Annotated in this window: 5 protein-coding genes and 1 pseudogene; 3 read left to right on the top strand and 3 right to left on the bottom strand. The window is 71.8% G+C overall.

The features are described 5' to 3' along the window. Positions 1-12 precede the first annotated feature (12 nt). The 3 genes from ACIQWR_RS20680 to ACIQWR_RS20670 all read left to right on the top strand — a co-directional run bounded on the left by ACIQWR_RS20680 (position 13) and on the right by ACIQWR_RS20670 (position 3,076). A complete protein-coding gene (locus ACIQWR_RS20680) occupies positions 13-1,152 on the top strand; it encodes a cytochrome P450 (RefSeq protein WP_404011395.1) in 1,140 nt (379 codons plus the stop codon). Positions 1,153-1,295: 143 nt separating this feature from the next. Beyond that, entirely contained in the window at positions 1,296-2,237 is a 942-nt protein-coding gene (locus tag ACIQWR_RS20675) for an ATP-binding cassette domain-containing protein (RefSeq protein ID WP_404011394.1), read from the top strand. Continuing rightward, complete coding sequence (locus tag ACIQWR_RS20670) at positions 2,234-3,076, top strand: ABC transporter permease (protein WP_404011391.1); 843 nt, start codon at positions 2,234-2,236, stop codon at positions 3,074-3,076. The genes ACIQWR_RS20675 and ACIQWR_RS20670 overlap by 4 nt, the downstream gene beginning before the upstream one ends. A 90-nt stretch (positions 3,077-3,166) precedes the next feature. On the opposite strand, the gene ACIQWR_RS20665 is transcribed toward ACIQWR_RS20670, so the two are convergent. The 3 genes and pseudogenes from ACIQWR_RS20665 to ACIQWR_RS20655 form a co-directional block, all read right to left on the bottom strand. After that, complete coding sequence (locus tag ACIQWR_RS20665; protein ID WP_404011389.1) at positions 3,167-4,270, bottom strand: NYN domain-containing protein; 1,104 nt, start codon at positions 4,268-4,270, stop codon at positions 3,167-3,169. Between the two features lie 194 nt (positions 4,271-4,464). Next, positions 4,465-13,122: an amino acid adenylation domain-containing protein gene (locus ACIQWR_RS20660; RefSeq protein WP_404011475.1), complete on the bottom strand. Its 8,658-nt coding sequence runs from the start codon at positions 13,120-13,122 to the stop codon at positions 4,465-4,467. Continuing rightward, a pseudogene (locus ACIQWR_RS20655) lies at positions 13,123-14,325 on the bottom strand (AMP-binding protein); the annotation flags it as partial. Positions 14,326-14,332 lie beyond the last annotated feature (7 nt).

Below are 14,332 nucleotides of genomic sequence, written 5' to 3'. Positions count from 1 at the left end.
GACCCTTACCCGATGTACGCCGAACTGCGTGCGCAGGGCCCCGTGCACCGCGCGCGCACCCCTGACGGCCGAGAGGTGTGGCTGGTCGTCGGATACGAAGAGGCGCGCACCGCGCTGGCGGACCCGCGGCTCAGCAAGGATCCCCGCACGCTCCTCGGTGACGACGTCGGCCAAGGTGCGGCGGCCCTCGCCAACATGCTGGAGAGCGACCCGCCCCACCACACCCGGCTGCGCAAGCTGGTCACCCGGGAGTTCACCCCGCGCCGCGTCGAGGCGCTGCGACCCCGCGTGCAGGCGACGACCGACGGCCTGCTCGACGCCATGCTCGCCGCCCCCGACGGCCGGGCGGACCTCGTCGAGGCGCTCGCCTTCCCGCTGCCCATGACGGTGATCTGCGAACTCCTCGGCGTGCCCCCGCGGGACGCCGCAAGGCTGCACGACTGGTCCAGCGCGATCATCTCCCCGTCCGGCCCCGCCGCGGAGGGCGCGGCGCTGCGCGCGATCGCGACGTACTTCATCGGGCTCATCGAGGACAAGCGCGTCGGCCCCGGCGGCGATCTGATGAGCGCTCTGGTCAAGATCACTGACGAGGAGGGCGACAGGCTCTCGGAGTCGGAGCTCCTCGGCGTGGCCTTCCTGCTGCTGATCGCCGGCCACGAGACCACGCTCAACCAGCTCACCAACGGCGTCCGGGCCCTCCTGGAGCACCCCGACCAGCTGGCGGCCCTGCGCGCGGATCCGTCGCTGATCGACAATGCCGTGGAGGAGATGCTCCGTTACGACGGACCGCTCAAGTCCGCGACGGACCGGTTCACCACGGAGCCGATCGACATCGGGGGCATCCTCGTACCGGCCCGCCAACAGGTGCTCGTGGCCCTGTCGGCGGCGAACCACGCCGCGGAGAAGTTCGACGATCCCGAGCGTTTCGACATCCGTCGTGAGGCGCGCGGACACGTCACCTTCGGGCACGGGCTGCACTACTGCGTCGGCGCGCCGCTGGCCCGCATGGAGCTCCAGATCGCCGTCCGCGCGCTCCTCGATCGCTGCCCCGGCCTCGCGCTCGACGCCGCTGTGGACGAACTGCCCTGGATCGACAGCGTCCTGATGCGCGGGACGCGCGCCCTCCCGGTCCGCTGGACCGTCACTCCGTGACGCGGGGCGGCTCCGGCGGCTCCCCCGCCGGCGCGGGGTGCGCCAGATCGAAGAATTGACACTGCCCCGCCGGTGCTTCTCCCGCTGCGCTTCGATGGTGCCGCGCACCCTGTCGAACGAAGGAGAAGCGTGTGGATACACCGATGATCGACGTTTCCGGTGTCACGAAGACCTTCGGGTCGGTGACGGCACTCGACGATGTGAGCCTCAGCGTGCCCAGGGGCTCCGTACTCGGGCTGCTCGGCCACAACGGGGCCGGGAAGACGACCCTCGTCAGCATTCTGAGCACCTTGGTGCACCCCTCGGCCGGGCGGGCACGGGTGGCCGGCTACGACGTCACCCGCGACGACCTGGAGGTCCGCAGGCGCATCGGGCTGACGGGCCAGTACGCGGCCGTCGACGCGACCCTCTCCGGCCGTGACAACCTCGTGCTCATCGCCCGACTGCTGGGCGCGGCCCGGGCCGAGGCGTCGGCCCGGGCCGACGAGCTGCTGGAGCTGTTCCAGCTCACCGACGCGGGGCGGCGCCGGGCGAAGACCTACTCGGGCGGCATGCGGCGGCGGCTCGACCTGGCGGCCAGCCTGGTCGGCAGACCTGAGGTGATCTTCCTGGACGAGCCCACCACGGGACTCGACCCGGTGGCCCGCCGGGACCTGTGGGACATCGTGCAGAAGCTGGTCGCGGACGGCGCCACCGTCCTGTTGACCACCCAGTACCTGGACGAGGCCGACTTCCTCGCCGACTCGATCACCGTGCTGTCCAAGGGGCGGATCATCGCCTCGGGGCGGGCGGAGGAACTCAAGTCCCGCGTCGGACGGCGGAGCGTGAACCTGACCCTGCGCGACGCCGTGGACGGCCCCCGCGTCGCCGAGGCCCTGGCCCGGACCGGGCTCGTGCCCACGCACGACGAGGAGCGGCTGGTGCTCACCGTGCCCGTGACGGACTCCACGGAGATCGCCGTCGTCGTCCGGGCGACCGACGACGCGGGGGTCGAGATCGCGGGTCTCGCCTACTCCGAACCGACCTTGGACGACGTGTACATGGCCCTGAACCACTCCAGCCCGCACGAGGGGGAAGCACGATGACCACCGCCACCACCCGGGCCGCGACGAGCCCGGACATCCACGCCCCCGCGTCCGCCCCCCGGTACCAGGGCTCGGGCGTCCTGCGGCAGGTCGGCGTCCTGACCGGGCGTTCCCTGCGGGCCCTGCGCGACCCGGCCCTGATCGTGCCGGGCCTGCTCGAACCGATCCTGATGCTGACGGTGTTCAGCCAGGTGTTCAAGAGCGTCTCGCAGACCTCGTCCTTCCCGGCCGGGGTCAGTTACATCGACTACCTGCTGCCGGCCTTCCTGGTCACGAGCGCGATCAGCGCCGGTCTGAAGTCCGGCGTGGCGCTCACCACCGAGCTCAACAACGGGATCGTGGCCCGCTTCCGTTCCATGCCGATCCGGTCCGTCTCGATCCTGATCGGCCGCAACATCGCCGACACCGTGCTCAGCGGTGTGAACATGCTGGTCATGCTGGTGGCCGGAGCCCTGGTCTTCGGCTTCGACCCGGCCGGCGGCGTGGCCGGCGCGGCCGGAGCGCTCTTCATCGGCGTCATGCTCAGCTGGTCGCTCGGCTGGGTGTTCATGGCGCTGTCCGCGTGGCTGCGCCGCCCGGAGGCGATGCAGCCCATCGGCGGGATAGTCAACCTCGTGCTGCTGTTCGCCTCGAACGCGTTCGTCCCCACGGACGGTCTGCCCGGCTGGCTACGGGGCTTCGCCGAGGTCAATCCGATGTCCCACGCGATCACCGCGGCCCGGGACCTGGCCCTGGGCCACGCGGACCTCGCCAGCGTGCTGCTCACGCCCGCGCTGTGCCTGGTCATCGTCCTGGCCGCGGCGCCCGTGGCGATCCGTGGCTTCCGCCGGGTCGGGTGACCCGCGCGCGAAACGCTTCGGGCCGCAACCGTCCTACGGTTGCGGCCCGAAGCGTTTCGCGCGGCCTGCCCGGCGGTGGACCGCCCCGGCTCAACCCCGGGCGCAGTACCGGCACGCTCCCCGGCGGCGGAGGTAGTAGGCGAGGGTGGCGGCCGCCAGGGCGATGCCCCACAGGATCCACGGCATCGCCGGGTAGTTCGTCCCCCAGCCCTCGGGCTGGTTCCCGCCCCGGACCATCATCACGCCGCCGGGGATGAGCACCAGCGATACGAGCAGGGCCGGAACGATCGCGGTGGCGAGGGCGACGGGCTTGCCGGCCTTGAACCACACCCAGCGCGGCCAGACCTCGCCCCAGCGGTGCACCAGACCGTGGGTGAGCAGCGCCCCGGCGGCGGACGCGACGCCCAGACCGAGACCGATCTCCAGCATGCCCGGCGTGTCCTGCATGTCCTTGAGGAAGGCGTCGGTGATGCCGAGCGGGTACCCGAAGTACCAGGCCAGCCTGGTGACCTCGTACGGGACGCTGGACAGCACGGCGATCAGCACGGCCCTGCGCCCCCACCTCGCCGCCGACTCGGGGCTCGTCCACGCCGCCGCCCGGCCGCCGCGTCCGCAGCGCACGCAGAGCCCGCGCGCCCGCCGCTGGTGGACGAGGGTCGCCGCGGCCCAGAGCACTCCGCCGACGAACAGGATGATCAGGTTGTTGCGGTGCCAGAAGAGGATGTCGCCGAGGCCGTCCTGCTGGCCCGGTACTCCCGTGAAGGCGAACACCACGAACAGCGGGGCGAAGATGACCAGCGCCAGCAGCGTGTAGTCCGGCAGGATCAGGGTGAGCACGACGGCCTGCGTCCAGCCGAAGGCCAACACGAGCCGGTGGAACCGGATGCTGACCCGGCGCCGCGCCATCATCAGGCCCACGGCCGCGCCGACCAGCCCGACGACCGCTATGACGGGCGCGACGACCGCGGCCCGGCTCGGCTCCAGGAGGGATCCCGAGGAGTGCTCGGGGTCGGCCTGCGCGAACGGGTATCCGTCCCCGCCCAGGGCCCAGTACACGCCGGCGGCCCCGTACAGCAGCGACCACACCGCGGCCAGGTACCCCGCCCAGTCGGGCCATCCCGACCACCACCGGCGCACCGGCGCCGGGCCGGGTACCGCTCGCTCTTCGCCCTCGGTCTTCATGGTGTTCGCCATCGCCCTGTTCCCCTTCACGCCGCCCTCGACGGTCGCTTTCGTCGTATTCATAGGGTTCCGGACCGGGGGCGGCGGCACATCTGCCGATCGGGATACATCGGCGTCCCATCGCCCCGCGGTCTGCCGGAAGGCCGGCACGACACAGGGGCCCCGAGGCCGTGCGCGGCACGGCCTCGGGGCCCCTCCTACGAGTGTCAGCCCTCCAGTTCGCGCAGCTTCTCGCGCAGGATCCGGGCGACGTCCGCCACGTGACCCGCACTGAACAGCTGCCGGTGCTCGCAGTCGACCTCCCGGGTCTCCAGCGTGCCCGCGACGTACGGGAGGAGCTTGGCGACGGTCCGCGCGACCTTGTCCTCGTCGTCGGGGTCCTGGGCGGCGGCGATCAGCAGGAGATCGCCGTCGTAGACCTGGGGAACGTGCTCGGTGATGATGCGCCAGTTGTTGTTCGTGACCGCGCCGATCCGCAGGATCACCTCCTCGTCGAAGGTGGCGAGGGAGCTTCCCGCCTCCTTGAGGACCGCCATGACCGCGTCGTGGTCCAGCGGGCCGTCACCGAACATGCCGGGGTCGCGCCCGACGAAGTCCAGCAGCACCATGAGGGTCTGCTCGCGACTGGTGCCCGTGAAGTCGGCGCTGATCATGTCGCTGGTCATCGGCGGCTGGTCGAGGTTGGCCAGCAGCCCGACCTCCTCGCCCTGCTGCTGGAGCAGCACGGCGATCTCGTGCGCGAGGAGCGCGCCCATCGACCAACCCACCAGGTGGTAGGGGCCCTTGGGCTGGACCGTGCGGATCTGCTCCAGGTAGTCCTGCGCCATCTCCGCCACGGAGGAGGGCAGTTCCTCCTCACCCGCGAGACCGCGGGCCTGGACGGCGTAGAGCGGGTAGTCCCGGTGGATGTGGCGCATCAGACCGGAGTACATCCAGCCGACGCCGCCCACCGGGTGCAGGAAGAACAGCGGGTGCTTGTCGCCGCCGGTGCGCAGCGGCAGGATCACCTCGAAGCCGCTGCCGGGCTCGGCCTCCCCGGCGCCGACGAGCTCGGCCATCTCGGCCACCGTGGGTGCCTGGAAGGTGGCCTGGTTGGACAGTTCGACCCCGAAGATCGCCTGGATGCGGCTCACCAGCTGGATGGAGACGATGCTGTCGCCCCCCAGCTCGAAGAAGTTGTCGTCGATCCCCACCTGCGCCACCTTGAGGATCTCGGCGAAGACCTGGCACAGCACCTCCTCCCTCGGGTTGCGCGGTCCGCGGCCGTCCGCCTTCCCGCCGAACTCCGGGGCCGGCAGCTGCTTGCGGTCGACCTTCCCGTTGGGGGTCAGCGGAAGGGCGTCGAGGGTGACGAAGGCCGCGGGCACCATGAACTCGGGCAGGGTGAGCCCGACCGTCTTCTTCAGCGCCGCCGGGTCGAGCGGCCCGGACCCGGCCGTCGCCACGGTGTACGCCACCAGCTGCCGGCTGCCCGGCTGGTCCTCGCGGACGACGACCACGACCTGGGCGACGTCGGGGTGCGCGTGGAGGGCGGCCTCGATCTCCCCCAGCTCGATCCGCAGGCCGCGGATCTTGACCTGGTTGTCGGCCCTGCCCACGAACTCGATCTGCCCGTCGGCGTTCCAGCGGACCAGGTCGCCGGTCCGGTACATCCTGCCGCCGGTCGGATCGAAGGGGTCCGCGACGAAGCGCTCCGAGGTCAGTGCGGGCCGGCCCACGTAGCCCCGGGCCACGCCGGTGCCGGCGAGGTAGAGCTCACCGGGGACTCCGGGCAGTACGGGACGCAACCACTCGTCGAGCACGTGGGAGCGCATGTTGTCCACCGGCCGGCCGATCGGCACGGCCTGGCCGACCCGGTGCGGTGAGCGCATGCTGTACCGCGTGGCGTAGACGGTGGCTTCGGTCGGCCCGTACAGGTGCACCACCTCGGTGTCCGGGCAGGCGTCCAGGACCCGCTGGATCGCGGTCGGGGACGCCTGCTCGCCACCGCTGAGGACCATGCGCAGACCGCCCAGGGCCTCCGGCCCCTCCTCGGCCACGAGGTTGAAGAGGGCCGTGGTCAGCAGGGCCGCCGTCACCTCGTGCTCGTCCAGCACCTTGCGCAGCACGTGGTGGTCGAGCTGTCCGGGGGGTGCGACCACCAGCTGGTGTCCGCCCATCAGGCCCGACCACACCTCGTAGGTGAGGGCGTCGAACGCCTGCGGCGAGTGCACCAGGACCCGCTCGTGGCCGGTGAGCCAGTGCCGGTCGGCCGCCATGCTCACGACGTCCTGATGGGTGATCCCGATGCCCTTCGGCTGCCCGGTGGAGCCGGAGGTGTAGATGATCATCGCCAGTTCCCGCGCGTACCGCGGTACGGCGGGCGCCGTGCCGGGGGCCTGCCCGACGGCGGGCTCCTCGTCCACCACGACGACGAGCGCGTCGTGGTGGAACTCGGTCCCCGCCGATGCCCGGTCGGTGAGGAGCGCGTGGCACTTCGTCTCCGCCAGGATCAGTTCCAGACGGGGCGCCGGGTAGCGGGAGTCCAGCGGCACGTACGCGGCGCCCGCCTTCGCCACGGCGAGGAGGGAGACCACGAAGTCGACCGACCGCTGCTGGAGGACGGCCACCCGGGCTCCGGGCCGCACTCCGCACCCGATCAGGTGGTGGGCGAGGCGGTTGACCCGTACGTCCAGCTCCGCGTAGGTGAGCCGGACGCCGTCGCCGACGACCGCCGGAGCGTGCGGGGTCCGTGCCACCCAGTCCTCGAAGCGGTCCGCGAGGGTGCTCTCGGGCACCGCGTGGAGCGTGTCGTTCGCGTCCTCCAGCAGGAGCCGGCGCTCCTGGGCCGCGAGCAGGTCCAGGCTGCCGACCGGGGCGTCGGGGGCGCGGACGGCCGCTTCGAGCAGGCGCACCAGTCGGGCGGCGATCGTCCGTGCCGTCGCGGGATCGAAGAGTGCGGTGTTGTACTCGACCACGCCGCCGAGGTCGCTCAGCGCGCCGTCGGCCCCGCGGGCCTCCTCGAAGTTGAAGGAGAGGTCGAACTTGGCGACGTCCGAGCGGAGCGGCTGCGGCGCCAGGGTGAGGCGCGGCAGCTCCAACGAGGCCTCTTCGTTGTTCTGGAAGCTGATCGCCACCTGGAACAGCGGGTTGCGGTGGAGCGCCCGGACCGGGTTGAGCTCCTCGACGACCCGCTCGAACGGCACGTCCTGGTGGGCGTACGCGGCCAGGTCGGTGGCGCGCACCCGACGCACCAGCTCGGCGAAGCCCGGATCGCCCGAGACGTCGGTCCGCAGCACCAGCGTGTTGACGAAGAAGCCGACCAGCTCGTCGAGCGCTTCGTCGTTGCGACCGGCCATGACCGCGCCGAGCGCGATGTCCGTGCCGCCGCCGAGCCGGGACAGCAGGGCGGCCACGGCCGCCTGCACCACCATGAAGATGCTGGAGTCGTTCGCACGGGCGAGAGCGGCGAGCTCCCGGGTCAGGTCCGCGGGGATGCGGACGGGTACCTGGGCGCCGCGGCTACCGGCCTCGGCCGAGCGCTGCCGGTCCAGGGGCAGTTCCAACTCCTCCGGCAGCCCGGCGAGGGCCGTGCGCCAGTACTGGAGCTGCTGGGCGATGGCGCTGTGCGGGTCCTCCTCGTCGCCGAGCGCCTCGCGCTGCCAGAGCGTGTAGTCGGCGTACTGCACCGGCAGCGGGGTGAACCGCGGTGCCAGGCCCTCCAGCCGCGCCGCGTAGGCGGCGCCCAGGTCGCGGGCGAGCGGCGCCATGGAGGAGCCGTCGCCCGCGATGTGGTGCAGGACCAGCAGCAGTACGTGCTCGCGCGGTCCGAGCTCCCACACGTGGACCCGCAGCGGAAGCTCGGTCGCCAGGTCGAAGTCGCGGGCGGCGGCAGCGGCCAGGGCCGCGTCGAGCTCGTCCGCGGCGATCGCGACGGCCGTCACCGGGACCTCGGCCTCCTCGGGGGTGCGGACGTGCTGGCGGGGCACCCCGCCCGTGACCGGGAAGACGGTGCGCAGGCTCTCGTGCCGTGCCACCACGTCCGACACGGCGGCGCCCAGGGCCACCGTGTCCACTTCGCCCAGCAGCCGGGCGGCCAGCGCGATGTTGTACCGGCCGCTGTTGTCCCCGACGGACTGGATGAACCACAGCCGCCGCTGCGCGTACGACAGCGGGATCCGCTCCGGTCGCTCGACGGGCCCCAGGGGCGTGCGGGCGTCGTCCGCGTCCGCGAGCCGTTCGGCGAGGGCGGCGACGGTCGGCGCTTCGAAGACCGCCCGCACGGGGAGCTCCACCGCGAAGGCGGTGCGGATGCGGTTGACGAGCCGGGTGGCGAGCAGCGAGTGGCCGCCCAGGTCGAAGAAGCTGTGGTCGATGCCGACCTCGGGCAGGCCCAGTACCTCGCCGAAGAGCGCGCTGAGCTGCTGCTCCCGGTCGTCGCGCGGCGCGCGGCCGTCGCCCGCGTCGGCGAACTCGGGCTCGGGCAGGGCCCGGTGGTCGACCTTGCCGGGGCCGGTCAGCGGGATCTGCGCCAGTTCCACGACCGCCGCCGGGACCATGTACTCGGGGAGCACCGCGGCCACGTGCTGCCGCACGGCGCGCACGTCCACGCCGGCGTCGGACGCCGGTACGACGTAGGCCACCAGACGCCGTCCACCGGGGCCGCCGTCGCGCGCCTGGACCACGACGCGGTCGACGTCGGCGCGGCGGGCGATGACCGCTTCGATCTCGGCGGGCTCCACGCGGTAGCCGCGGATCTTCACCTGCCCGTCGGCGCGGCCGATGAACTCCAGCTCGCCCGCCGCGGTCCAGCGCACCACGTCGCCGGTGCGGTAGAAGCGCTCTCCCAGCGCGCCGTGCGGGTTGGCCACGAACCGCTCGGCGGTCAGCGCCGGCCGGTTCAGGTAGCCGCGGGCCAGGCCGGCTCCCGCGATGAACAGTTCGCCCGGCACGCCGGCCGGCACGGGCTGCAGGTTCCGGTCGAGCACGTACACCCGCCGGTTCCACAGCGGAGCGCCGATCGGCGGGCGCACCGCCCCCGCCAGCGGGCGGCTCATGGTGGCGCACACCATCGTCTCGGTCGGGCCGTAGGCGTTGATCATGCGCCGGCCGGAGGACCACTGCGCTATCTGGTCCGGCGGGCAGGGTTCGCCGCCGGTCACCAGCGTGCGCAGGCTGGGCAGTTCGTCGGCCGGGAGCGTGGCCAGCGCACCTGCCGCGAGCTGCACGTGCGTGACCGCGTTCCGCTGGATCAGGTGGGTCAGCTCGTCGCCGACGGGCTGCTCGTTGCCCTCGGGCAGGACCAGCGTGGCGCCGCTGAGCAGAGTCATCGAGAAGTCCGCGACCGACACGTCGAAGCTGGGCGAGATCACCTGGAGCACCCGGCTGTCGGTCTCGATCGCCAGGTTCTGCGCGTGGGCGCCCGCCAGGCTGGCGAAGCCCTCGTGGGTGACCAGTACGCCCTTGGGGCGGCCGGTGGTGCCCGAGGTGTAGATCGCGTAGGCGGGGTGGGCCGGTACCAGGGGCCGTACCCGGTCCGCGTCGACCGGGTCGCCGGCCGCGGCGACCGCCCACTCCTCCCGGACGTCCGGTGCGTCGATCAGCAGGAGTGCCGTCGTACCGGCCTCCGCGAGCGGGCCGGCGGCCGCGCTGGTGGTGAGGACCTGGACGGGGCGCGCGTCCTGCGTGACGAAGGCGATGCGCTCGGCCGGGTGGCCCGGGTCCACGGGTACGTAGACCGCGCCCGCCTTCAGGACGCCGAGGGTGACCGCGAGCCACTCCGGGGACCGGGGCACCGCCACGGCAACGGTGTCCTCGGGCCCGACGCCCCGTGCGATGAGCAGGTGCGCCCAGCGGTTGGCCCGCTCGTTGAGCTCCGCGTAGGAGAGGGTGTGCTCCCCCGCCACCACGGCGGTCCCTTGCGGCGTTGCCGCCACCCGGGTCTCGAACAGCTCCGGGAAGGTACGGGGAGGCGCCTCGCGGCCGGTGTCGTTCCACTCCTCCAGGACCTGGTGGCGCTCCGCGTCGGACAGGGTCGGCAGGGCGTCGAGCTGCTGCCCCGGATCGCTGCCGAAGGCTTCGAGTATCCGCACCAGCCGGTCGCCGAAGCCGCGGACGGCCGCCTCATCGAAGAGGTCGGGCCGGTAGGTCACCTTCAGGCCCATGGTGCGGGGACCGTCCGAAGTCGACAGGCCCAACGCGTAGTGGGTGCCCTCCTGGAGTGCGACGTCGACGACGCCGAGTCCCTGGGCTGACTCCTCCAGGCCGTCGGCGTCGACCGGGAAGTTCTCGAACACCGTCGCGGTGTCGAAGAGTTCTCCCAGCCCGACCCGGCTCTGGATCTCGGCCAGCCCCACGTACTTGTGCGCCAGCAGGTCCAACTGGGAGCCCTGGAGGCGGCCCAGCAGGTCCAGCAGGGTGTCGCCGCGCCGGGCGCGGACGCGCACGGGCAGGGTGTTGATGAACAGACCGACCATGGATTCCACGCCCGGCAGCTCCGCGGGACGCCCGTTCACCGTCTCGCCGAAGAGCACGTCGTCGCGTCCGGTCAGCCCGCCCAGGAGGAGGCCCCAGGCGCCCTGGACGACGGTGTTCCGCGTCAGTCCGTGGCGGCGCGCCTGCGCGGCGAGCGCCGCGGTGGCCGCCTCGGACAGCTTCACCTCGACCGTCGCGGGCCGCACCACGGAGCCGGTCGCCTCGGCCGGGGTCAGCAGGGTCGGCTCGTCCACACCCGCCAGTGCCTCGTCCCAGGCGGCCTCGGACGCCGTGCGGTCCTGGCCGGCCAGCCAGCCGAGGTAGTCCCGGTACGGGACGGGCGCGGGCAGCGCGCGGGTGTCGCCGGCGCGTCCGTACAGCTCGAAGAGCTCGCCCATCACCAGGGGGACCGACCAGCCGTCGAGCAGGATGTGGTGGTTGGTGAAGACCAGGCGGTGCGCGTCCGGGCCCAGCCGGACCAGGGTGAAGCGGAGCAGTGGGGGGCGGCGCAGATCGAAGCGCCGGGCGAGGTCGTCGGCCAGGAGACGGGTGAGGGCCGTCTCCTGCTCGGCCCCGCCGAGATCGCTCAGGTCGACCTCCTCCCAGGGGAGTTCCACCTCACGGGCGATGACCTGGAGCGACTGGCCGGAGCTGCCCGGCAGGAAGCCCGCGCGCAGGTTGTCGTGCCGGCGGAGCACGGCACGGACCGAGTCCTTCAGCGTGTCGGCGTCCAGGTCGCCCCGGAGGTCGAGGGCCATCTGCACGTTGTAGACGTCGGCGACCCGGTCGTCGTACCGGGCGTGGAAGAGCAGGCCCTCCTGGAGCGGCGAGAGGGGCAGGACGTCCACGAGGTCGGGCTGCGCCGCCTCCAGGTCCTCGATCTCGGCCTGGGTGATCTGCACGAGGGACAGGTCGGACGGGCTCAGGCCGCCGCCCGCCGCGCCGTCGACGTGGGCGACCAGGGCCTCCAGCGCCGTGAACCAGCCTCGGGCCAGTCGCAACATCTCCTCGTCGGAGAACAGCTCCGCGGGCCAGGTCAGCGAGACGGCCAACCGGAGGCCGTCGGAGTGGGTCACCGCTCGGGCGTTGACGTCCAGCGCGTGCGGCAGCGCGAGCCCGGCCTCGGGCACGGCCGCCATGTCGTGGCGGAACACGGGGGCTCCGTCGTCCTGCGCCGAGCCGGCGGAGGTGCTGAGCCGGCCGAGGTAGTTGAAGCCGATCTGCGGCTCGGCGTAGCGGGCCAGCGCGCGGGCCGTCTGCGGGTTCAGGTGGCGCAGCATGCCGTAGCCGATGCCCTTGTCGGGCAGGGCGCGCAGCTGCTCCTTGACCGCCTTGAGCGCCGCGCCGATGGCGGCGCCGCCCTGGTGGAGCTCCGCGACGGGAGCCGCACCGGGATCGAGGCGCACCGGGTACTTGCTGGTGAACCAGCCGACCGTACGGGAGAGGTCGACGCCGTCGACGAGTTCCTCGCGGCCGTGTCCCTCCAGGTCCACCAGGACCGCGGAGCCCTCGCCGCGCCCGGAGGTACGGCGCCAGTCGGCGACGGCGATCGCCAGGGCGGTCAGCAGCACGTCGTTGACGCCCGCGTGGAACGCGGCGGGGACCTTGCCGAGCAGCGGCTCGGTGACGGCCGCGGGCAGGCTCAGGCTGAGGACCGCGGACGTTCCCATCGTGTCCCGGTCCGGGTCGAGCGGGCGCGTGGTCAGCTGCGGGTCCGGGGTGGAGAGGATGTCCCGCCACAGGGGCAGCTCGCGCATCCGCTCGGGGTCGCTCGACAGCTCCGTGAGGTGCTGGGACCAGCGGCGGAACGAGGTGCCGACGGGCTCCAGTTCGATCGGATGGCCCGCGAGTACGGCCTCGAAGGCGGATTCCAGGTCCGGTACGAGGATTCGCCAGGACACCCCGTCGACGACCAGGTGGTGGGCGACGATGGCCAGCTGGCCCGGCGCCTCGGGCCCCATGTCGAACCAGACGAAGCGGATCATCTGACCCGCGTCGGGGTCGAGTTGGTCCTGCGCCCGGGCGGTCTCCCGGGCGGCGACCTCGTCCAGCTCGGCGTCGTCGGCGCCGGCCCGCACGAGTGCGGCCAGGTCGACCCGGCGCAGCCGGTCCCGCGCCGCCACCGTGCCCGCGGCGAGCGTCTCCAGCGACCAGCCGATGTCGCCGACCCGGGTCAGGACCATGCGCAGGGCGTCGTGATGGTCGAGTACGCGCTGCACCACGGCGGTCACGAGGGACTCGTCCAGGCCCGGCGGGGCGGTCATGGCCATCGTCTGGTTGAACCGGTCCATGGAACCGCCGAGTTCACGGAGCCAGTCGATGATCGGCGTCACCAGCACGTCGCCGACGCCGTCCGTCTCGGTCACGGTCGCCGGGGTCACCGTTGCCTCGGCCGACTCGATAGCTGCCACGAGGGCCTCCACTGTCTTGTGTGTGAATACGTCCCGGGGACTGAAATGCAACCCCGCCTTACGCGCCCGACCCACCAACTGGATCGAAATGATGCTGTCGCCACCCAACTCGAAGAACGACTGATCGACACCCACCGAACCCAGACCCAGAACCTCCCCGAACAACCCCGCGAGAAGCTCCTCCCGCTCCGAACCCGGACCACGCCCCACACCCACCGAAAACTCCGGAACAGGCAACGCCCTACGATCCAACTTCCCATTCGCCATCAACGGCAGCCCATCCAGAACCACCACCAACGAAGGCACCATGTAATCCGGCAGAGAACCCGCAACAAACTCACGAACCCCCGCCCCATCCACCGGAACACCACCCCCCGCCACCACATACGCAACCAACCGCTTCACACCCGGCCGCGCCTCATCCACCACCACCACCGCCTGACCCACACCCCCATGACGCAACAACACACTCTCGATCTCACCCAACTCGATCCGGAAACCCCGAACCTTCACCTGATCATCCACACGCCCCACAAACTCCAACTGACCATCCACACCCCACCGCACCACATCACCCGTGCGATACATCCGCTCACCCACACCACCGAACGGACACGCCACAAACCGCTCGGACGTCAAACCAGCCCGCCCCAAATACCCCCGCGCCAAACCCACACCCGCCACATACAACTCACCCACCACACCCGGCGGCACCAAACGCAACCCACCATCCAGCACGAACACCCGCGTCCCCACCACCGGCACACCAATCGGCGGCGCACCACCACCCCCCACCAACGGCACACTCATCGACACCGCCACCGTCGACTCCGTCGGCCCATACGCATTCACCATCCGACGCCCCGGAGCCCACCGAGAAACCAACTCCGCCGACGTCGCATCACCACCCACCACCAAACACCCAAAACCCTCCAACCCCACCGACGAAACACTCGCCAACGCCGCCGGCGGAATCAACGCATGCGTCACCCCACGACCCGAAATCAACTCCGCCAACGGCTCACCCGCCAACACCCCCACCCCAGGCACCACCAAAGCCGCACCCGAAGTCAACGCCATGCACAACTCCAACACCGACGCATCAAAACTCGGCGAAGAAAACTGCAACACCCGACTCGAACCCGACACCGCAAAACGCTCACACACCGACGACGCGAACGCCGCCAACCCCGCATGCGTCACCACCACA

This window comes from Streptomyces sp. NPDC098789 (assembly GCF_044759975.1).
In the GTDB taxonomy this organism is placed as follows: domain Bacteria; phylum Actinomycetota; class Actinomycetes; order Streptomycetales; family Streptomycetaceae; genus Streptomyces.
Note: the sequence above shows the minus strand (reverse complement) of the source record. Positions and strands in the feature narration are given on the sequence as shown.

Coding starts and splice junctions, on each gene's coding strand:
- ACIQWR_RS20680 (WP_404011395.1), top strand. CDS start 13: ATGTACGCCGAACTGCGTGCGCAGGGCCCCGTGCACCGCGCGCGCACC.
- ACIQWR_RS20665 (WP_404011389.1), bottom strand. CDS start 4,270: ATGGCGAACACCATGAAGACCGAGGGCGAAGAGCGAGCGGTACCCGGC.
- ACIQWR_RS20670 (WP_404011391.1), top strand. CDS start 2,234: ATGACCACCGCCACCACCCGGGCCGCGACGAGCCCGGACATCCACGCC.
- ACIQWR_RS20675 (WP_404011394.1), top strand. CDS start 1,296: ATGATCGACGTTTCCGGTGTCACGAAGACCTTCGGGTCGGTGACGGCA.